This is a genomic window from Streptomyces sp. PU-14G (assembly GCF_041028275.1).
Taxonomy (GTDB): Bacteria; Actinomycetota; Actinomycetes; order Streptomycetales; family Streptomycetaceae; genus Streptomyces.
The window spans coordinates 1-19,225 of the sequence record NZ_JASKYT010000037.1 but is presented as its reverse complement, the minus strand read 5'-3'; the positions used below and the strand labels follow the sequence as shown (position 1 = coordinate 19,225).

17 protein-coding genes and 1 pseudogene are annotated in these 19,225 nt (G+C 69.7%); 9 read left to right on the top strand and 9 right to left on the bottom strand.

Features of this window, described 5'->3' with window-relative positions; all coding sequences use genetic code 11:
* Positions 1 to 319: 319 nt before the first annotated feature.
* Positions 320 to 925 (bottom strand): response regulator, encoded by a 606-nt coding sequence (locus AB8Z75_RS07140; protein ID WP_369200533.1) that lies wholly within the window; start codon positions 923 to 925, stop codon positions 320 to 322.
* Positions 922 to 2,130 carry a sensor histidine kinase gene (locus tag AB8Z75_RS07135; protein WP_369200532.1) on the bottom strand — a complete coding sequence of 403 codons (1,209 nt, stop codon included), beginning with the start codon at positions 2,128 to 2,130 and terminating at the stop codon, positions 922 to 924. Before AB8Z75_RS07135 ends, AB8Z75_RS07140 begins: the two co-directional genes overlap by 4 nt.
* 165 nt (positions 2,131 to 2,295) lie before the next feature.
* On the opposite strand from AB8Z75_RS07135, the gene AB8Z75_RS07130 reads away from it, so the two are divergent.
* The 4 genes and pseudogenes from AB8Z75_RS07130 to AB8Z75_RS07115 all read left to right on the top strand — a co-directional run bounded on the left by AB8Z75_RS07130 (position 2,296) and on the right by AB8Z75_RS07115 (position 5,234).
* Positions 2,296 to 2,775, top strand: coding sequence for a hypothetical protein (locus tag AB8Z75_RS07130; RefSeq protein ID WP_369200531.1), 480 nt, complete (start codon positions 2,296 to 2,298; stop codon positions 2,773 to 2,775).
* Positions 2,776 to 2,830: 55 nt separating this feature from the next.
* Positions 2,831 to 3,445: pseudogene (locus AB8Z75_RS07125) on the top strand (alpha/beta hydrolase); the annotation flags it as partial.
* Positions 3,446 to 3,539: 94 nt separating this feature from the next.
* Positions 3,540 to 4,322: an alpha/beta hydrolase gene (locus tag AB8Z75_RS07120; protein WP_369200530.1), complete on the top strand. Its 783-nt coding sequence runs from the start codon at positions 3,540 to 3,542 to the stop codon at positions 4,320 to 4,322.
* Positions 4,323 to 4,352: 30 nt separating this feature from the next.
* Positions 4,353 to 5,234, top strand: coding sequence for an aldo/keto reductase (locus AB8Z75_RS07115; RefSeq protein ID WP_369200529.1), 882 nt, complete (start codon positions 4,353 to 4,355; stop codon positions 5,232 to 5,234).
* A gap of 514 nt (positions 5,235 to 5,748) precedes the next feature.
* Here AB8Z75_RS07115 and dnaB read toward each other — a convergent pair.
* Positions 5,749 to 7,284, bottom strand: coding sequence for a replicative DNA helicase (gene dnaB, locus AB8Z75_RS07110; RefSeq protein ID WP_369200528.1), 1,536 nt, complete (start codon positions 7,282 to 7,284; stop codon positions 5,749 to 5,751).
* Positions 7,285 to 7,744: 460 nt separating this feature from the next.
* Here dnaB and AB8Z75_RS07105 point away from each other — a divergent pair, with 460 nt between their 5' ends.
* Positions 7,745 to 9,091 (top strand): MATE family efflux transporter, encoded by a 1,347-nt coding sequence (locus AB8Z75_RS07105; protein ID WP_369200527.1) that lies wholly within the window; start codon positions 7,745 to 7,747, stop codon positions 9,089 to 9,091.
* Between the two features lie 80 nt (positions 9,092 to 9,171).
* Here the strand turns inward: AB8Z75_RS07105 and rplI are convergent, their stop codons facing one another.
* The 4 genes from rplI to rpsF all read right to left on the bottom strand — a co-directional run bounded on the left by rplI (position 9,172) and on the right by rpsF (position 10,876).
* Positions 9,172 to 9,618: a 50S ribosomal protein L9 gene (gene rplI / locus AB8Z75_RS07100; RefSeq protein ID WP_369200526.1), complete on the bottom strand. Its 447-nt coding sequence runs from the start codon at positions 9,616 to 9,618 to the stop codon at positions 9,172 to 9,174.
* A gap of 18 nt (positions 9,619 to 9,636) precedes the next feature.
* Positions 9,637 to 9,873, bottom strand: a complete 237-nt coding sequence (rpsR, locus tag AB8Z75_RS07095) for a 30S ribosomal protein S18 (RefSeq protein ID WP_003978893.1) — start codon at positions 9,871 to 9,873, stop codon at positions 9,637 to 9,639.
* Between the two features lie 21 nt (positions 9,874 to 9,894).
* The gene (locus AB8Z75_RS07090; protein WP_369200525.1) at positions 9,895 to 10,485 is read right to left on the bottom strand and encodes a single-stranded DNA-binding protein; all 591 of its coding nucleotides are present in this window, start codon (positions 10,483 to 10,485) and stop codon (positions 9,895 to 9,897) included.
* 100 nt (positions 10,486 to 10,585) lie between these two features.
* Positions 10,586 to 10,876: a 30S ribosomal protein S6 gene (gene rpsF / locus AB8Z75_RS07085; protein ID WP_027739433.1), complete on the bottom strand. Its 291-nt coding sequence runs from the start codon at positions 10,874 to 10,876 to the stop codon at positions 10,586 to 10,588.
* A gap of 248 nt (positions 10,877 to 11,124) precedes the next feature.
* Here rpsF and AB8Z75_RS07080 point away from each other — a divergent pair, with 248 nt between their 5' ends.
* From AB8Z75_RS07080 to AB8Z75_RS07070, 3 genes are all read left to right on the top strand, one after another.
* Positions 11,125 to 11,427: a hypothetical protein gene (locus AB8Z75_RS07080; RefSeq protein ID WP_369200523.1), complete on the top strand. Its 303-nt coding sequence runs from the start codon at positions 11,125 to 11,127 to the stop codon at positions 11,425 to 11,427.
* 157 nt (positions 11,428 to 11,584) lie between these two features.
* Positions 11,585 to 12,715 carry a lipid II:glycine glycyltransferase FemX gene (locus tag AB8Z75_RS07075; protein WP_369200522.1) on the top strand — a complete coding sequence of 377 codons (1,131 nt, stop codon included), beginning with the start codon at positions 11,585 to 11,587 and terminating at the stop codon, positions 12,713 to 12,715.
* A gap of 83 nt (positions 12,716 to 12,798) precedes the next feature.
* A complete protein-coding gene (locus AB8Z75_RS07070; RefSeq protein ID WP_369200520.1) occupies positions 12,799 to 13,830 on the top strand; it encodes an alanine racemase in 1,032 nt (343 codons plus the stop codon).
* 210 nt (positions 13,831 to 14,040) lie between these two features.
* Here AB8Z75_RS07070 and AB8Z75_RS07065 read toward each other — a convergent pair whose 3' ends face one another.
* Positions 14,041 to 15,123, bottom strand: a complete 1,083-nt coding sequence (locus tag AB8Z75_RS07065; protein ID WP_369200519.1) for an inositol-3-phosphate synthase — start codon at positions 15,121 to 15,123, stop codon at positions 14,041 to 14,043.
* 50 nt (positions 15,124 to 15,173) lie between these two features.
* Positions 15,174 to 15,842 carry a helix-turn-helix transcriptional regulator gene (locus AB8Z75_RS07060; protein ID WP_369200517.1) on the bottom strand — a complete coding sequence of 223 codons (669 nt, stop codon included), beginning with the start codon at positions 15,840 to 15,842 and terminating at the stop codon, positions 15,174 to 15,176.
* A 384-nt stretch (positions 15,843 to 16,226) separates the two neighbouring features.
* Between AB8Z75_RS07060 and AB8Z75_RS07055 the strand changes: the two genes are divergently transcribed.
* Positions 16,227 to 18,914 (top strand): transglycosylase domain-containing protein, encoded by a 2,688-nt coding sequence (locus tag AB8Z75_RS07055; protein ID WP_369200516.1) that lies wholly within the window; start codon positions 16,227 to 16,229, stop codon positions 18,912 to 18,914.
* Positions 18,915 to 19,225: the final 311 nt, after the last annotated feature.

Sequence of the window (19,225 nt, the reverse complement as noted above, 5' to 3'; positions counted from 1 at the left end):
TGGCCCGGTCCCGCTCCAGCCAGGAATCGAACCCGGCCAGTGACTCGGTCGATGTCCCACGGGGAAGCCGGTGAAGTGCCGCTGCCCGGGGTACGACGTGAACGCCGTACCGGGAGCACCGACTCGAACGGTACCCGGGATACCGCCTCTAGAACGGACTTCCGCAGCCCACCGCTCTCACCATCGGCCCACTCGACATCGACCGGGCTCAGATCCATCGACGTCCCCGGCTCCGCTTACCTGCGACGCGATGAGAATCCGACAGCCTCTCCGTTGGAAGTATGTCCGGCCGACCAGTGCCTGATAGGCGCCGTCGCGGTCACAGCCAACCGTTAGCTTCCGCGATCCGGGCCGCCTCGGCGCGGGTACGGGCCTGCGTCTTGCCGATCGCGGACGACAGGTGGTTGCGCACAGTGCCCTGGGACAGCCGGAGAGCCCTGGCGATGTCGGCCACGGTGCCGCCCTCGGCGGTGGCGCGCAGCACGTCAGCCTCGCGCCTGGTCAGCGGGCTGGCACCGCTGGCCAGAGCTTCCGCGGCGAGGGCCGGATCCACGAAGCGCAGGCCGGCATGGACGCGGCGGATCGCGTCGACCAGTTGTTCGGGCGGGGAGTCCTTCACTACGTACCCGGCCGCACCCGCGGACATGGCCCGCGCGAGGTAGCCGGGCCGGCTGAAGGTCGTGCAGATGATGGTTCGGCAGCCGGGCAGTGCCCGCTGGAGATCGGCGGCGGCGGCCAGGCCGTCGCGGCCGGGCATCTGTACGTCGAGCAGCGCAATGTCGGGCGAGGTCCGCTGCGCGGCGGGCAGCACCTCGGTGCCGGTGCCGATCTCGGCGACCACGTCGATGTCGGGTTCGAGCCGGAGAACGGCCGCGAGGGCGCCGAGTACGAGTGCCTGGTCGTCGGCCAGCAGGACGCGGATCATGTCGGCTCGGCCTTCTGCGAGGGTGCGCGGGGGATCGTCGGGGCCGGTCCGCGGGCGACGACCTGGAACCCGCCGCCGGGAGCAGGCCCGTGTTCGAGGGTGCCCGACAGGGCGGCCAGTCGTTCGGTGAGGCCGGTGAGCCCGTTCCCGGCGCACGCCCCACCGCTGGGACTGCCGTTGTCGGTGACCTCGACCCAGTCGGTCCCGATGCGGACGGTGCACAGTTCGGCGTCGGAGTGCCGCAGCACGTTGGTGATCGCCTCCCGCACGACGTAGCCGAACACCTCGCGCAGGTCGGTGCTCACGGCGTCAGTCGTTGCGGGCAGATCGGCCCGTACCCCGGCGGCACGCAGAGCCATGCGGGCGCCGGCGAGCTCGCTGTCCAGCGACAGTGTGCGGTAGCCCGAAATGGTGGCCCGCACGTCGGACAGCGCCGTGCGCGCCATGTTCTCGAGCTCGGTGACCTGGCCGACGGCGAGGGCCACGTCCCCGGAGGACTCCAGGATGCGCCGCGTCAGCCCGAGTTTGACGGTCATCGTGGAGAGGGTGTGGCCGAGGACGTCGTGCATGTCGCGGGCGACCCGTTCCCGTTCCTGGTTCACGGCCAGCCGCTTGACCTGCTCGCGCGCGGCGCGCAGATGGCCGATCGTGAAGCTGAGCGCGAAGACGGTGCCGAGTGCCGCGGTCACGCCGACGAGGACGGCCACCTGCGCCCAGGCCACCTCGCCCTGGGCGAGACGCATCCAGACCGTCTGCCCCAGCACCGTGGCGAGACCGAGCAGCAGCGCGTGGCGCAGCGGCAGCAGCATGAGTCCGATCGAGAGGGCGAAGGTCAGATCGGTCAGGTAGGACGGCGACGCGAGAAGCACGGCCGGTGCCGCCCCCAGCAGGAACATCACGGCCACGATGGCGACGCGGCCCCGGCGCAGCGCCACCGGCCCGTACCAGGGCGCCAGCATGCAGCCGATGACGTAGCAGGCGAGGAGGCCGATCGCGAGCGAAGTGAGCAGGGGAGGTGTAGCGCCGTGCGCGATGTCCACGGCCCGTGCGATCAGAGTGAGGGAGGCAAGCGCGGTGGCCGTGGCGACGGCCACGCGGCCCCGGCTGCGGGCCCCGGGGCCACCCGGCTGGTTCTTCCAGAAGCTCCAGTCCGGCCACTGGCCGACGGAGAACTCGTCCGGATCGCGTTCGTCCACATCGCTCATGCTAGGGCCGGCCGTCGCGGGGCGGACGCGCGCCCGTTTCCGGGATGCAGGGTCATACGGGCAAGCATTGCCCACCCATGATCGGCGTCCCCGTTCGGGTTGTCGCCCGGTCATGCATGACACATGGCATGGGCCCAACCGGTGGGCGGATGCTGCGATGAAGTCATGCTGCACGCGAAGAGGATCCATCTGCCGAGCCAGGAGTACGAACTCATCGAGGACGGCCGGGCGCTGACGACGTTCTCGTTGCACGGAGGCCGCATCGGCGCGCGGTTCACCCTGCACGGGGTCGACTACCACGTCCGCATCCACCGTTTCAGCGGTGTCTATGAACTGCTCGACGCCGACGGTAGCGTCGTCGCGACCACGGACCGGGTGCGCCGAAGCTGGAACATGACGTGCTCCGAGCGGATCGTCCCGTTCCGTCGGACCGCGGCGGCAGACCGGGAGTACACCATGCTCGGCGACGACGGTGAGCCCGCCGGCACGATCCGCCGCACCGGACACGTCCGCTCGGAGGCGACCGCCGACCTGCCGGGCCTGGAACTCCTGCTCCAGGTCTTTGTGCTCGTCGCCGTGCTGCTGCGCAGGCGGCGCAAGCGGGCAGCGGCGGCCGTCCGGTCGACCTCCCTCGCGGGTGGCTGACGCCCGGCCAGAGCGTGCCGACACCCACTGCGCTCTCGAAGCCAGGAGAACAGCCATGCGCAGGACCTGGCTCGCGGTGCTCGCCGTCACGGTGGGCGCGGCGGCGGTGACCTCGTGCACAGCGCAGACGACCACGGCTGGCATGCCGTCCCGGCCGCAGGCGGACACGACACCCCGATCACCGCTGCGGTGGGGTGCGTGCCCCAGCCCGGCGGAGGCGGCACTGAAGTGCGCGAAGCTCGCGGTGCCACTCGACTACCGTCACCCCGACGGGCGGACGATCGATGTCGAGGTGTCCCGTCTGGCAAGCACGAAGCCGGTCGAGAAGCGCGGCGTGCTCCTGCCCAACCCCGGGAGGCCCGGCCTGCCCGGGCTCCCCGTTCCCGCACTGATGAAGCTGCCCGAGAAAGTGCGCGACCGCTACGACGTGATCGGTTTCGACCCACGCGGCGTCGGCCACAGCACCCCTGTGAGCTGCGGCTCCACCAGCGACCAGGGTGAGATGGCGGCCGACCCGCCCAGTCCCGGCAGCGCGGCCGACGTGTCGAAGCAGGCCGCGACCGCGAAGAGCCTCGCCGCACAGTGCACTACATCGAAGACCGCGGACCTGCTGCCGTACATCACCACCGCGAACACCGCGCGGGACATGGACCGGATCCGAGCGGCACTGGGCGCGCCGAAGATCTCGTACTACGGCGAGTCCTACGTCACCTACCTCGGCGCGGTGTACACCACCCCTCTTCCCCCACCGCGGCGACCGCATCGTGCTCGACAGCAGCCTGCCGCCCGAGGGCTACGACGTCGAGGCCCTGCGCAGCCAGGGCGCGGGCTTCGAGACCCGCTTCCCCGACTTCGCGAGGTTCGCCGCCGCCGCACACGAGCAGTACCACCTGGGCAGCACGCCGGCCGCGGTACGCGAGCAGTACTTCCAACTCGCCGAGCGCCTCGACGACAAGTCCGTACAGGGCTACGACGGCACGACGTTCCGCGTCGTCACCGCGGCGATGATCCGCGCGGACAGCGAACACGCTGGCCTCGCGGCCATCTGGCACGCCCTGGACACGAACCAGCCGCCCCCGGGCTCCGGCGACGTCGACGGCGTCGCGTACAGCGACAACTACCCAGCCGCCTACCTCGGGGTGATCTGCGGCGACTCCCGCTGGCCGACAGACCTCGCGACCTATCAGCACAACGTCGCGGTCGACCGCGTCCGCCACCCGATGTACGGCGCGTTCACGGCCAACATCAGGCCGTGCGCCTTCTGGCCGGCCCCAGCGGAGCCGAAGGTGAAGATCACCGATCGGGGACCTTCCGACGTGCTCATCGTGCAGAACCTCCGCGATCCGGCAACCCCGCTGCCCGGGGCGCTTCGAACCCGCCGGGCCCTCGGCGAACGGGCCCGGATGGTCACCATCGACCAGGGCGGCCACGTGGCCTACCTGTCGGGCTCGAACACCCGCGGGAACAACGCCGTGAACGACTACCTGGTCACCGGGAAGCGACCCGCACACGACACGTACTGCCCCGCACAGCCAGCCACCCCGTAAGCCAGTCGTAAGACCTGACAAGGAGTGCACATGATCGAGGACCAGCCTCTCAAGAACCGCGTCAACCACGCGTCCGGGACGATCGAGATCGCCGGAAAGACCGTCCACAGACTCGGCTTCGGGGCCATGCGCCTGGTCGGTCCCGGCATCTGGGGGGAGCCGGCCGACCGTGACGCCTCGGTGCGGCTCCTGCGGCGCGCAGTCGAGCTGGGCGTCGACTTCATCGACACTGCCAGCGTCTACGGACCGCACGTCAGCGAGGAGATCATCCGTGAGGCGCTGCACCCCTATCCGGAGCACGTGCTGATCACGACCAAAGGCGGTCAGACACAGTCGGGCCCCGGCTCCTACGCCGTCCTCGGGCGGCCGGAGTACCTGCGGCAAGAATGTGTGCTGAGCATGCGCCGTCTGGGCGTCGATCACATCGATCTCTACCAGCTGCACCAGGTCGACCCCACGGTGCCGTTCGAGGACCAGATCGGTGAGCTGAAGAAGTTGAAGGAGGAGGGAAAGATCGGCGCCATCGGACTCAACGAAGTAACGGTGGACCAGATCACCGCTGCCTCGGAGATCGTTGAGGTCGCCTCCGTCCAGAACCAGTACAGCATCACGCAACGCAAACACGAGGCCGTGCTCGAACACTGCACACGCCAGAGGCTTCCGTTCATCTCCTGGTTCCCGCTCGACATCGGAGCCCTGGCCCTGCCGGACAGCCCGCTCAGCGGCCTCGCCGCGCAGATCGGTGCCACACCGGCCCAGGTCGCGCTCGCCTGGTTGCTCGCTCGGGCCGAGAACATGGTGCCGATCCCCGGCACAGCATCGACGGCCCACCTGGAGGAGAACATCGCGGCGGCGACGGTACGGCTGGATGATCCGGCCCAGATCACGGCGTTCAACACTCTGGCCGGTTGACCGGGAGTCGGGCCGCAGCGGCAAACGAGCCAGGCGTCGGACGGACCGGCCCTACCGGGCCGGAGGGCCGGTTCCGGTCAACGAGACGTGCGCGGCGCCTACCGGGCGAAGGGGGCGGCGAGGTCTGCGGGGCAGCGGTCAGCCCGACCTCAGACGCATCCCACCAGGACGCCCACCCCGTGATTGTTGGCCATCGCGCACAGCACGATCCCCCTGCGGGCACGGCAAGCGCCATGCGGCGCAGCGCGGCATCCCGACCGCGCAGTGCGTACCCGGCCGACAGAGGCGCCGACCGGGCAGCTGATGGCAACCGAGTCGTCGCCGGTCGGGCTCCGGCCCGCCATGCTCACCGCTTCAGTTGCGTAACCGGGGCGGCTGCGACCACGCAATGAGAATCCAACAGCCTCAGTGCGACAGGAGAGAGTCTGTCTCACCACGCTGTCCCTTGGGCCGGACGAGGGCCATCGTCAACGAGAAAGGGACATGCGAAATGCGAACCTACAACGGCCTCTGATCAGGTCTGAGCCATGTCCACGAAGCGGGAGTAGTGGCCCTGGAAGGCGACGGTGATGGTGGCCGTCGGGCCGTTGCGGTGTTTGGCGACGATCAGGTCCGCCTCGCCCGCCCGCGGTGACTCCTTCTCGTAGGCGTCCTCGCGGTGGAGGAGGATGACCATATCCGCGTCCTGTTCGATGGAGCCCGACTCGCGCAGGTCGGAGACCATCGGTTTCTTGTCCGTGCGCTGCTCTGGGCCTCGGTTGAGCTGGGAGAGGGCGATGACCGGAACCTCCAGCTCCTTGGCCAGCAGCTTGAGGTTCCGGGACATCTCCGAGACCTCCTGCTGGCGGGACTCGGGGCGGCGGGAGCCGCCCGTCTGCATCAGCTGGAGGTAGTCGATGACGATCAGCTGGAGGTCGTTGCGCTGCTTGAGGCGGCGGCACTTGGCGCGGATCTCCATCATCGACAGGTTCGGCGAGTCGTCGATGTAGAGCGGCGCGTCGGTGACCCCCGGCATCTGCCGGGCCAGCCGCGTCCAGTCCTCGTCGGTCATCGACCCGGACCGCATGTGGTGCAGGGCCACCCGCGCCTCCGCGGACAGCAGCCGCATGGCGATCTCGTTGCGCCCCATCTCCAGCGAGAAGATCACGCTGGGCATCGCGTGCTTGATGGAGCAGGCGCGGGCGAAGTCGAGGGCGAGGGTGGACTTGCCCATGGCCGGGCGGGCCGCGATGACGATCATCTGGCCGGGGTGCAGGCCGTTCGTCAGGGAGTCCAGGTCGGTGAAGCCGGTGGGGACGCCGGTCATCTGGCCGCTGCGGGAGCCGATGGCCTCGATCTCGTCGAGCGCGCCCTCCATGATGTCGGCGAGGGGCAGGTAGTCCTCGGAGGTGCGCTGTTCGGTGACGGCGTAGATCTCGGCCTGGGCGCCGTTGACGATGTCGTCGACGTCGCCGTCCGCCGCGTAACCCATCTGGGTGATGCGCGTGCCGGCCTCGACGAGGCGGCGCAGCACCGCACGTTCGCGGACGATCTCCGCGTAGTAGAGCGCGTTGGCCGCGGTCGGCACCGCCTGGACGAGCGACTGGACGTAGCCGGGGCCGCCGACGCGGCCGATCTCGCCGCGGCGGGTCAGCTCGGCGGTGACGGTGATGGGGTCGGCGGGCTCGCCCTTGGCGTAGAGGTCGAGAACGGCCTGGTAGACCGTCTCGTGCGCAGGCCGGTAGAAGTCCTGGCCCTTGAGGGTCTCGACGACGTCGGCGATGGCGTCCTTGGACAGCAGCATGCCGCCGAGGACGGACTTCTCCGCCTCCAGATCCTGCGGGGGCACCCGCTCGAAGCCGCCGGGCGGGCCTTCGGGGCCGCGCTCGTGCTGCTCGGGCAGGCCGCCGGACCGGTCGTCGCCGCGGCGGGGGCCGCGTGCGCCGTTTCCGCCCGGGTGTCCGTACCCGTCGCCGCCCCGGCCGCCCGCCGTCCGCACGACGGGGAAGCCCTCCTCGGCGGCGAGGTCGGCGGCCCAGGGGTCCTCCACCTGCTCGGGTTGCTGCGTCACCCGGGCTCGCCTCCTCCCACGGCTCCGTCGTACGGCACAGTCTTACGGCACAGCACTGACAAAGGCTGGCAGTCGGGGCGCCTCATCCCGGGTTACGGCACGTCGGTCGGCCGGTGAAGAAACGGGGAACGGCGGGCGCGCGCTGGTACACCGTAGGCGGCCCGCGCGGTTCAGCCAATCACCTTATCCACAGGGTGGTGTGGACAGTCGGGGCCAAGCTGTGGAGAAGTCGGCGAAAGCTGTGCACGAGTCGGGGGACAGTGCTGTGGATTACTCGTACGATCCCTCCAGACTTCCCGTATGACCTGCGGCTTTGCCGTCCACTGGCTGTGCGGGAAAAAAACTTCACCCCTGCGCACGCAGGAGCGTCACCGAGGGTGCACAAGCCTGTCCTGTACACCACTCCGTAAGCGTCAGTGGCCCCTTGCACTCATTACCTGTGGATGTTTGGATCGAACCCATGAGCCCCGCTTCCCCGACCCCGCGCACCGACGTGCGACGCCACGACCGTGAGATCATCGCGCTCGCCCTCCCCGCCTTCGGCGCGCTCGTCGCGGAACCCCTCTTCGTCATGGTCGACAGCGCCATCGTCGGCCACCTCGGCACCCCCCAACTCGCCGGCCTCGGCGTCGCCGCGGCACTGCTGCAGACCGGCGTCAACGTCTTCGTCTTCCTCGCCTACGCCACCACCGCGGCCGTCGCCCGCCGCCTCGGCGCCGACGACCTCCCCGCGGCGCTGCGCCAGGGCATGGACGGCATCTGGCTCGCCCTGCTGCTCGGCGCGCTGGTGATCGCCGCCGTCGTGCCCACAGCCCCCTGGCTCATCGACGCCTTCGGCGCCTCCGCCACCGCCGCCCCCTACGGCACCACCTATCTGCGTATCAGCGCCCTCGGCATCCCCGCCATGCTCATCGTCCTCGCCGCGACGGGCGTACTGCGCGGCCTCCAGGACACCAGGACACCGCTGTACGTCGCCGTCGGCGGCTTCGGCGCCAACGCCGCGCTCAACGCGCTCCTCGTCTACGGCGCCGGACTCGGCATCGCGGGCTCCGCCTGGGGCACCGTCATCGCCCAGTGGGGCATGGCCCTCGTCTACCTCACCGTGGTCGTGCGCGGCGCCCGGCGGCACGGTGCCTCCCTGCGCCCCGACCTCGCCGGCATCCGCGCCAGTGGCCGCGCCGGAGTGCCCCTGCTGATCCGTACGCTCTCGCTGCGCGCCGTCCTCATGATCGCGACCGCCGTCGCGGCCCGGCTGGGCGACGCCGACATCGCCGCCCACCAGATCACCCTCACCCTGTGGTCCCTGCTGGCCTTCGCGCTGGACGCCATCGCCATCGCGGGCCAGGCCATCATCGGCCGCTACCTCGGGGCCTCCGACGCCGACGGCGCACGGGCCGCCTGCCGCCGCATGATCCTGTGGGGTGCCGTCTCCGGCGTGGTGCTCGGCGCGCTGGTCGCGCTGGTGCGTCCCCTGTTCATGCCGCTGTTCACGACCGACGGCGCCGTCATCGACCAGCTGACACCGGTCCTCCTCGTCGTCGCCGTCACCCAGCCCGTCGCCGGCATCGTCTTCGTCCTCGACGGCGTCCTCATGGGCGCGGGCGACGGCCCCTACCTGGCCGGCGCCATGCTGGTGACCCTCGCCGTGTTCGCCCCCATCGCCCTTCTCGTCCCCACCCTCGGCGGCGGTCTCACCGCGCTGTGGTGGACCGTCGCGGGCCTGATGATGGGCACCCGCCTGGTCACTCTCGCCCTCCGCGCCCGCTCAGGACGCTGGCTGGTCACAGGCGCCGTCCGCACGGCCTGAACCGCCCGAGCAAAGGCACGACGCACACGACGAAAGGGCCGCACCCCGAGGGGTGCGGCCCTTCGCGAAGAGCTGGGCTCTCAGGACGCGGCGACGTCCACGTTCACCGTGGCGGCCACGTCGGCGTGCAGCCGGATGGACACCTGGTGGGCGCCGAGCGACTTGATGGGCGAGCCCACCTCGATGCGGCGCTTGTCGACGTCCGGCCCACCCGACGTCTTGATCGCGTCGGCGATGTCGGCCGGGGTCACGGAACCGAACAGGCGGCCCTGGTCGCCGGCGCGCACCTGCAGGCCGACGCGCAGGCCCTCGAGCCGGCCCTTGATCTCGTTGGCCTGCTCGATCGTCGCGATCTCGCGGATCTTGCGGGCGCGGCGGATCTGCTCGACGTCCTTCTCGCCGCCCTTGGTCCAGCGGATGGCGTAACCGCGGGGGACGAGGTAGTTGCGGGCGTATCCATCGCGTACCTCGACGACGTCGCCTGCGGCACCGAGGCCGGAGACCTCGTTGGTCAGGATGATCTTCATGATTCGGTCACCCTTTCCTTAGCGCGCGGTCGAGGTGTAGGGCAGCAGTGCCATCTCACGGCTGTTCTTCACGGCCGTGGCGACGTCACGCTGGTGCTGGGTGCAGTTGCCGGTGACCCGGCGGGCACGGATCTTGCCGCGGTCGGAGATGAACTTCCGCAGCAGGTTCGTGTCCTTGTAGTCGACGTAGGAGATCTTCTCCTTGCAGAACACGCAAACCTTCTTCTTCGGCTTGCGAGCAGGCGGCTTCGCCATTGTCTACTCCTATGAGTTCGCTCAGAAGGGTGGCTCGTCCGAGTAGCCGCCACCGTTGCCGCCGGGGCCGCCGCCCCAGCCGCCGCCACCGCCCTGGCCGCCGCCGGCCGGGGTGCCCGTGGCCCACGGGTCGCCCGCGGGGGCGCCGCCGCCCTGCGGACCGCCGGGTCCGCCGGGGCCGCCGCCCCAGCCGCCGCCACCCTGGGCGCCGCCGCCACCGCCGAAGCCGCCGCCCTGGCCACCGCGGCCACTGGTCTTGGTGACCTTGGCCGTGGCGTTGCGGAGGCTGGCGCCGACCTCGTCGACGTCCAGCTCGTAGACCGTGCGCTTGATGCCCTCCCGGTCCTCGTACGAGCGCTGCCTGAGGCGGCCCTGCACGACGACGCGGGTGCCCTTGGTGAGGGACTCGGCGACGTTCTCCGCCGCCTGCCGCCAGACCGAGCAGGTCAGGAAGAGGCTCTCGCCGTCCTTCCACTCGTTGGTCTGGCGGTCGAAGGTGCGGGGGGTGGACGCGACGCGGAACTTCGCGACCGCCGCACCTGAGGGGGTGAAGCGCAGCTCGGGGTCGTCGACGAGATTGCCGACGACCGTGATGACGGTCTCGCCTGCCATGGGGGAACCTCTCGGCGTGCTGCTGGCTGCTGTGGTGCTGGGTACGCGGCGGTGGTGCTGCCGCGTGGTGGGGTGCTGCTCGGTTACTCGGGGGTCGGCCTCAGTGGGTCGACGGGCGCAGAACCTTGGTCCGCAGGACGGACTCGTTCAGGTTCATCTGCCGGTCGAGCTCCTTGACCACAGCAGGCTCGGCCTGGAGGTCGATGACCGAGTAGATGCCCTCGGGCTTCTTGTTGATCTCGTAGGAGAGACGACGACGGCCCCAGGTGTCGACCTTCTCGACCTTGCCGTTGCCCTCGCGGACGACGGAAAGGAAGCTCTCGATCTGGGGGGCGACAGCGCGCTCCTCCAGGTCGGGGTCGAGGATCACCATCACCTCGTAGTGACGCATGTGGAACCCACCTCCTCTGGACTCAGCGGCCACGGTCGTTCCGTGGCAGGAGGGTCGTGATGCGTTGTGCCGTGCCACCCGCCGGAAGGGAATTCCGGAAGCGGCACAGACGGGCAAGCCTACCTTCCCGCGCCCTTCCGGTTGAAATCCGGGTGCATCCCGGAGCAATCTGGACACCACAGGTGTGAGCGGCGTTACAGTTCGCGCCGCGCGCCGCAGGAGCAGGAGCTCGCCTTAGGAGGTGCCGTATGGCACAGGCAGTCCGGTGGACCCATCCCCTCTCCTACCTGAACTCCGACGGCAGACGTCACCCGAAGGAGAACTCCCTGGCGACCGCCACCCTGGTACTCGGGGTCGTCTCGGTGGTCTGCGCCTGGTGGTCCGGGCTGCACGTGCTGGGCACGTGGGTGGGGATCGTCGGCGTGCTGACCGGGGCGTGGGGCCAGTACATCTCGGCGACGACGGGTGAACGGTTCGTCACGATCATCGGGCTGGGGGCCGCTGCGGTCGGCTTCTACATCAACATGATGCACGGCGGTTTCCTGGCGTAGCCGCACCGCGACGCGGGGGGCGCCGCCGGGCCTCCGCCGGGGCGCCGTCGGCGGCGCGAACCGCCCGATCCGGCTCGGCCCTGGGCCGAACGGGGCGCCTGGGGGCACAGTAGGCTTCCGGCGAGCATCACTCAGTTCGCCGGAGGAGCGTCGCGCCATGAGCCTGACCCTGAGGACCATCAGCCGAGAGCAGCATCTGGCGTATGTCCAGAGCCTGGCCTCGGCAAGCCACTGTCAGGTGCCCGCGTGGGCGGACGTGAAGAACGAGTGGCGTGCGGAGAACCTGGGCTGGTTCGACGAGCGTACGGGGCAGATGGTGGGCGCGGGCCTGGTGCTCTACCGCCAGTTGCCGAAGGTCAAGCGCTACCTGGCGTACCTGCCGGAGGGTCCGGTCATCAACTGGTACGCGCCCAACCTGGACGAGTGGCTGCGCCCGATGCTGGACCACCTCAAGCGGCAGGGCGCGTTCTCGGTGAAGATGGGCCCGCCCGTGGTGATCCGGCGCTGGGACGCGGCAGCGATCAAGAAGGGCATCCAGGACCAGGACGTCAAGCGGCTGCGCGACATCGAGGCCACGCACATCGAGCCGCGCGCCTTCGAGGTGTCCGACAAGCTGCGCAAGATGGGCTGGCAGCAGGGCGAGGACGGCGGCGCCGGCTTCGGTGACGTCCAGCCGCGCTACGTCTTCCAGGTGCCACTGGAGGGCCGTTCGCTGGAGGACGTCCACAAGGGCTTCAACCAGCTGTGGCGCCGCAACATCAAGAAGGCCGACAAGGCCGGCGTGCAGGTGGTCCAGGGCAACATGGCCAACCCGTACGACCTGGACGAGTGGCAGCGCCTGTACGAGATCACCGCGGAGCGCGACAAGTTCCGGCCCCGCCCCAAGGCGTACTTCCAGCGCATGTGGAACGTGCTGAACGCGGAGGATCCGCACCGGATGCGGCTGTACTTCGCCGAGCACGAGGGTGAGCGCATCTCGGCGGCGACGATGCTCGTCGTCGGTGGTCACGTGTGGTACAGCTACGGTGCCTCGGCCAACCACAAGCGTGAGGTGCGGCCGTCGAACGCGATGCAGTGGCGGATGCTCCAGGACGCCTACGCGCTGGGGGCCAGCCTCTACGACCTGCGGGGCATCAGCGACTCCCTCGACGAGAACGACCACCTGTTCGGTCTGATCCAGTTCAAGGTCGGCACGGGTGGGCAGGCGGCGGAGTACCTGGGCGAGTGGGACTTCCCGCTCAACAAGCTGCTGCACAAGGCGCTGGACATGTACATGTCGCGGCGCTGAGCCGCCCGGCGGTCCCGCCGCCCCGCCCGTCGACGACGGACCCGACGACCGACGACCCGACCGAGAAAGGTTCCCTACCGGCCATGGCGCTCTCCCTCTACGTCGACACCGATCGCTGGCGGGCGCACCAGCAGTCGATGATCCAGCAGTTCCCGGGGATCGTTCCGGTCTGCAAGGGCAACGGCTACGGCTTCGGCCACGAACGGCTGGCCGACGAGGCCACCAAGTTCGGCGCCGACATCCTGGCCGTCGGCACGACCTACGAGGCGGCCCGCACCAAGGACCTGTTCGGCGGGGACCTGCTGGTGCTCACCCCGTTCCGCAAGAACGAGGAGCCGGTGCCGCTGCCGGACCGCGCCATCCGCTCGGTCTCCTCGGTGGAGGGCGTGGGCCTCATGCGCGGGGCGCGGGTCGTCATCGAGGTGATGAGCAGCATGAAGCGGCACGGGGTCACCGAGCAGGACCTGCCCCGGCTGCACGCCGCGATCGACGAGGTGCGCCTGGAGGGCTTCGCGATCCACCTGCCGCTGGACCGGGCCGACGGCTCGGACGCGGTGGAGGAGGTCATCGGCTGGATGGACCGGCTGCGGGCCGCCCGGCTGCCGCTGGAGACGATGTTCGTCAGCCACCTGAAGCCGCAGGAGTTCGCCCTCCTCCAGCAGCAGTTCCCGCAGACCCGCTTCCGCGCCCGGATCGGCACCCGGCTGTGGCTGGGCGACCACGACGCGACGGAGTACCGGGGCGCGATCCTGGACGTGACGCGGGTGACCAAGAGCGACAGGTTCGGCTACCGGCAGGCCAAGGCCCCGGGGGACGGCTGGCTGGTCGTCGTCGCGGGCGGCACCTCGCACGGGGTGGGCCTGGAGTCCCCCAAGGCGCTGCACGGCATGACCTCCCGCGCCAAGGGAGTGGCCCGCGCGGGACTGGCGACCGTGAACCGCAACCTGTCCCCCTTCGTGTGGGCCGGCAAGCAGCGCTGGTTCGCGGAGCCCCCGCACATGCAGGTCTCCATTCTCTTCGTGCCCTCCGACGCGCCTGAGCCGCACGTGGGCGAGGAGCTGACGGCGATCCTGCGGCACACCACCACCACGGTGGACCGCACGATGGACCGCTGACGCGGTCGTTTCGAGGCGGCCTCGCCGAAAGGGGCTGCCCCCTGTGCGTCTCGTCGCAGACTGCGGGTGCGTTGTGGCTTGTCGCGCAGTTCCCCGCGCCCCTCCGGGGGCGCGGGGAACTGCGCGGGTGACCACGACGGCGGCGCAGGCGGCGGCGGACAGCCAGGGGCAGCCCCTCACCCGCGTTCGGTCAGGCCACAGCGGCGAGCGTCAGCGCTCGGACTTGCCGTCGATGAAGTCCTGCACGTTCTGGCGGGCCTGGTCGTCGAAGTACTGGACCGGCGGCGACTTCATGAAGTACGAGGACGCCGAGAGGATCGGGCCGCCGATGCCGCGGTCCTTGGCGATCTTCGCGGCGCGCAGCGCGTCGATGATGACGCCGGCCGAGTTGGGGGAGTCCCACACCTCGAGCTTGTACTCCAGGTTCAGCGGCACGTCACCGAAGGCGCGGCCCTCGAGGCGGACGTAGGCCCACTTGCGGTCGTCCAGCCAGGCGACGAAGTCGGAGGGGCCGATGTGCACGTTGTCGGCGCCCAGGTCGCGGTCGGGGATCTGGGAGGTGACGGCCTGCGTCTTGGAGATCTTCTTCGACTCCAGCCGCTCCCGCTCCAGCATGTTCTTGAAGTCCATGTTGCCGCCGACGTTCAGCTGCATCGTGCGGTCCAGGATGACGCCGCGGTCCTCGAACAGCTTGGCCATCACGCGGTGCGTGATGGTGGCGCCGACCTGCGACTTGATGTCGTCGCCGACGATCGGCACACCGGCGGCGGTGAACTTGTCCGCCCACTCCTTGGTGCCGGCGATGAAGACGGGCAGCGCGTTGACGAAGGCGACGCCGGCGTCGAGGGCGCACTGCGCGTAGAACTCGACGGCGGACTGCGAGCCGACGGGCAGGTAGCAGACCAGGACGTCGGCCTGCGCGTCCTTGAGCGCCTTCACGACGTCGACGGGCTCGGCGTCGGACTCCTCGATGGTCTCGCGGTAGTACTTGCCCAGGCCGTCGTAGGTGTGGCCGCGCTGCACGGGCACGCCGGCCGGCGGCACGTCGCAGATCTTGATCGTGTTGTTCTCGCTGGCACCGATCGCCTCGGCGAGGTCGAGCCCGACCTTCTTGCCGTCGACGTCGAAGGCGGCGACGAACTCGATGTCGCGCACGTGGTAGTCGCCGAACTGGACGTGCATCAGACCCGGGACCCTGCTGTCCGGGTCGGCGTCCTTGTAGTACTCGACGCCCTGCACCAGCGATGCGGCGCAGTTGCCCACGCCGGCGATGGCTACGCGAACCGAACCCATTCCGGTTGCTCCCTGTGTGTTCTCGCTGAGGCCGCGGTAGTGCGCGGGCCTCATCTGTCGGTGTTGTCGGACGGACCCGACGAGGGACGGTCCGAACCGGTCTCGCGCGCCGGGCGCCCCAGACGCTCGTCGCCCTTCCGCTCGCTCCCCTTGCGTTCGCTCTCGATGAGCTCGGTGAGCCAGCGGACCTCCCGCTCCACGGATTCCATGCCGTGGCGCTGGAGTTCGAGCGTGTAGTCGTCCAGGCGCTCGCGCGTACGGGCCAAAGAGGCGCGCATCTTCGCGAGCCTCTCCTCCAGCCGGCTGCGGCGTCCTTCCAGTACGCGCATGCGCACGTCGCGCGACGTCTGGCCGAAGAAGGCGAAGCGGACGCCGAAGTGCTCGTCCTCCCAGGTATCGGGACCCGTCTGGGAGAGCAGGTCCTCGAAGTGCTCCTTGCCTTCGGCCGTCAGCCGGTAAACGATCTTCGCCCGCCGCCCGGCGAGCGAGCCCGCCTGCGCACGGGGGGTCAGCTGCTCCTCGGGCTGGGCGCTCGGCTCCTCCACCAGCCATCCGCGCTGTACCAGCGCCTTGAGGCAGGGGTAGAGCGAGCCGTAGCTGAAGGCGCGGAAGACGCCGAGCGAGGTGTTGAGCCGCTTGCGCAGCTCGTACCCGTGCATGGGGGACTCGCGGAGCAGGCCGAGGACGGCGAACTCGAGGACGCCCGAGCGTCTGCTCACAGGCCGCCACCTCCGTCCGTCTCCGGCCGTCCCGCGCTTGTCGCGGCACGTGTCTCGCTCTGATGTATCGACTCGATACATCACGACGATAGAACGGCCCTTCGGGTGCGACAAGAGGGGGGTCCGTGAAGGGACTCACATCACCGATTCATCGCAGCTGCTTTGCGTCGAATACGGCGAATACACCGTAAGAGAGGTTTTGAAGCTGCGTAGTCTGTCGCGTGTGCAGACCACCGGGAACCGTGCGGCGTGCGAACGCGTCCTCGTCCTGGGTGCAGTGCGCGCGGGTGAGGCGGAACCGTCCGCCCGGTGCACTCGGGGGGACCAGAAGCCAACTGCCACCTTCAGGCGCTACGGCCGCCTGCCCGAGGAGTAGCTGTTCCAATGAGCGGAAACCGTCGAAAGCCGCCGCAGGGGCGCGGCCGTCGCGCGGCCCAGCCGCCACCGCCCTCCGGACGCCGCGCGGCGCAGCGCGGCCACGGCGGAGGGCCGGCCTCCGCCTCTGGTGACGCGTCCGGCGACCGGAGCGAGCCGCAGGCGTACGGGGGCCGTGCGGCGGCCCGCAAGGCCGCCCAGGGCGGCGGACGGCGGCGGGCGGCCTCGGCCGCGGTCGGCGCCCAGACCGGCCGCCGCGCCGCGGGCGGTCGCGGTCGCGGGGGCCCCGAGCGCAAGCGCTTCATCGACTACCCGCGCGCGAACAAGTCGGGCGTACGGCGCTGGCTGCCGTCCTGGAAGCTGGTCACCGGCTCCTTTTTCGGCTTCGTCGGACTCCTCATCGTCGCCTTCGCCATCGGGCTGTGGATGGTGGAGGTCCCCGACCAGGCCAAGGCCGACGCCCGCTCGCAGACGAACGTCTACTACTGGGAAAACGGCGACCGGATGGCCGTGGCGGGCGCCGAGGGCGAGAAGAACCGGCAGAACGTCTCGCTGAGCCAGATGCCCAAGTCCCTCCAGCACGCGGTGGTCGCCTCGGAGAACGAGACGTTCTGGGAGGACTCGGGCGTCGACCCGATGGGCATCGCGCGCGCGGCCTTCAACATGGCGACCGGCGGTGACACCCAGGGCGGCTCGACGATCACCCAGCAGTTCGTCAAGAACAACTACCTGACCCAGGACCAGACCATCAAGCGCAAGGTCACGGAGCTGTTCATCTCCATCAAGGCCGGCGCTACGATGGACAAGGGCGAGATCCTGGAGGGCTACCTCAACACCGCCTACTTCGGCCGCGGCGCGTTCGGCGTCCAGGCGGCCTCCCAGGCGTACTTCGGCAAGGACGTCGCGAAGATCAGCGCCTCGGAGGGCGCCTATCTGACGACGCTGCTGAACGGCGCCGCCCTGTACGACCCCTACGAGGGCGACCGGGAGGCGAACGAGGCCCGTTCGCTGAAGAAGTGGCGCTCGGTCATCCACCGCGAGGTGGAGATCGGCAAGATGAAGAAGTCGAAGGCGAAGGAGATCCTCGCCAAAGACCTGCCGAACATCAAGCCGCCGAAGAAGGCGATGGACAAGCGGGGCCAGAAGGGCTACATGATCGACCTGGCCAACAGGTACCTGGTCAACAACGATGTCCTCACCCGCGAGCAGCTCAACCGCGGCGGTTACCAGATCACCACGACCTTCGACAAGAAGAAGACGTTCGCGCTGCGGGACTCGGTCAACAAGGTCTACAAGGAGAACATCGACGAGAAGAAGCGGCCCGACCTGGACTCGCACGTCCAGTTCGGCGGCGCCTCCGTCAGCCCCTCGGACGGGCAGATCGTCGCCATCTACGGCGGCAAGGACTACATCGAGCACTTCACCAACAACGCGGACGACACGGGTGTGCCCGTCGGCTCCACGTTCAAGCCCTTCGTGCTGGCGTCGGCCATGAGCGAAGGCGTACGGGACCGCAACGGCCCCGAGACGCAGTCGGCGGACATGCGCCACCTGGTCAACCCGGACACCAGCTACTACGACGGCCGCAACAAGCTGCTGATCCGCGACTACAACGGGGAGATCTGGAAGAACAAGGAAGGCGAGTACTGGCGCCAGACCAACGACGGCGGCAAGGACTACGGTGACGCGGACGACGGCTACCGGATCAACCTGCGCGAGGCCATGAAGCACTCGGTCAACTCGCCGTACGTGCAGCTCGGCATGGACATCGGCATCCCCACCGTGCGCTCGAGCGCCGAGGAGGCGGGGCTGCTGGAGTCCAGCCTCAACAAGTCGAACAGCCCCTCCTTCTCCCTCGGTATCTCCACCCCGAGCGCCATCCGCATGGCGGGCGCCTACGGCACCTTCGCCGCCGAGGGCAAGCGCAACGACCTGTACTCGGTCAAGAAGGTCATCGGCCAGAAGGGCGAGAATCTCTCCCTGCCGGCGCACAAAAAGGAGCAGGCGTTCACCCCGCAGGTGGCCAACAACGTCACGGACGTGCTCACCGACGTCACCGCGCCGGGCGGTACCGGCAGCGTGGCCCAGGGCCTGGGACGCCCCTCGGCCGGCAAGACGGGTACGACGGACGGCAACAAGTCGGCGTGGTTCGTCGGGTACACCCCGCAGCTGTCGACAGCCGTGGGCATGTGGCGCCTCAACGACGACGCCTCGGTCAAGAACCGCAAGTTCCTGGAGATGTTCGGCACCGGCGGTCAGAAGAAGATCCACGGTGCGTCCTTCCCCGCCGAGATCTGGACCGCCTACATGAAGGACGCGCTGGAGGGCACGAGCGTCAAGCCCTTCCCGAAGGCGACGCCCATCGGCGAGAAGGTGTACGGGCCGGGCGCGAGCCCCGACCCGACACCCACCGAGACCTCGCCGCCTCCGTCGCCCTCGGAGGACCCCAGCGAGAGCCCGTCCGAATCGCCGTCCAAGACGCCCTCGGAGTCGCCGTCCGACTCCGCCACGAGCTGTCCGCCGCTCGACCCCACGTGCGACGACGACAACGGCCAGGACGGCGGCGGAGGCGATCCGCCGGACGGCGGCAACGACAACGAGGGGCCCGGTGGGGGTCCGGGCGGCGACTCCGGCGACACGGGCGATACGGGAGACCCAGGAAACTGGATCGCGGGTTCCAACGGCCGCAGGGAGTGACCGCTCCCCCGGCAGGACCCACCGGACAGTGACGGTGAAGGCCCCGGCTCGGACACCGAGCCGGGGCCTTCACCGTGCCACGGGAGCTTCTTCGCCATGCCACGGGAGCTTCTTCGCCATGCCACGAGAGCTCCTTCGCGTGCCGCCGGATTTCCTGTGCGTGCCGCGGGAGTTCTTGTGCGGAGGCCGCGGGAGCTGCTGTGCGGAGGGGGAAGGCAGCGCGAGGGACGGGTTGCCCTCTCCGTGAGGCGTGTGCGGCAGGATGTGGCCCATGACGAGCGCCCCCACCGACCGGACCCCCGCTCCGAAAC

Bases quoted from the DNA above. Each gene is read 5' to 3' on its own strand.
- AB8Z75_RS07135 (WP_369200532.1), bottom strand. From the start codon at position 2,130: ATGAGCGATGTGGACGAACGCGATCCGGACGAGTTCTCCGTCGGCCAG.
- rpsR (WP_003978893.1), bottom strand. From the start codon at position 9,873: ATGGCGAAGCCGCCTGCTCGCAAGCCGAAGAAGAAGGTTTGCGTGTTC.
- AB8Z75_RS07080 (WP_369200523.1), top strand. From the start codon at position 11,125: ATGGCACAGGCAGTCCGGTGGACCCATCCCCTCTCCTACCTGAACTCC.
- rplI (WP_369200526.1), bottom strand. From the start codon at position 9,618: ATGAAGATCATCCTGACCAACGAGGTCTCCGGCCTCGGTGCCGCAGGC.
- AB8Z75_RS07140 (WP_369200533.1), bottom strand. From the start codon at position 925: ATGATCCGCGTCCTGCTGGCCGACGACCAGGCACTCGTACTCGGCGCC.
- AB8Z75_RS07090 (WP_369200525.1), bottom strand. From the start codon at position 10,485: ATGGCAGGCGAGACCGTCATCACGGTCGTCGGCAATCTCGTCGACGAC.
- AB8Z75_RS07055 (WP_369200516.1), top strand. From the start codon at position 16,227: ATGAGCGGAAACCGTCGAAAGCCGCCGCAGGGGCGCGGCCGTCGCGCG.
- rpsF (WP_027739433.1), bottom strand. From the start codon at position 10,876: ATGCGTCACTACGAGGTGATGGTGATCCTCGACCCCGACCTGGAGGAG.
- AB8Z75_RS07065 (WP_369200519.1), bottom strand. From the start codon at position 15,123: ATGGGTTCGGTTCGCGTAGCCATCGCCGGCGTGGGCAACTGCGCCGCA.
- AB8Z75_RS07115 (WP_369200529.1), top strand. From the start codon at position 4,353: ATGATCGAGGACCAGCCTCTCAAGAACCGCGTCAACCACGCGTCCGGG.
- AB8Z75_RS07105 (WP_369200527.1), top strand. From the start codon at position 7,745: ATGAGCCCCGCTTCCCCGACCCCGCGCACCGACGTGCGACGCCACGAC.
- AB8Z75_RS07070 (WP_369200520.1), top strand. From the start codon at position 12,799: ATGGCGCTCTCCCTCTACGTCGACACCGATCGCTGGCGGGCGCACCAG.
- AB8Z75_RS07130 (WP_369200531.1), top strand. From the start codon at position 2,296: ATGCTGCACGCGAAGAGGATCCATCTGCCGAGCCAGGAGTACGAACTC.
- AB8Z75_RS07075 (WP_369200522.1), top strand. From the start codon at position 11,585: ATGAGCCTGACCCTGAGGACCATCAGCCGAGAGCAGCATCTGGCGTAT.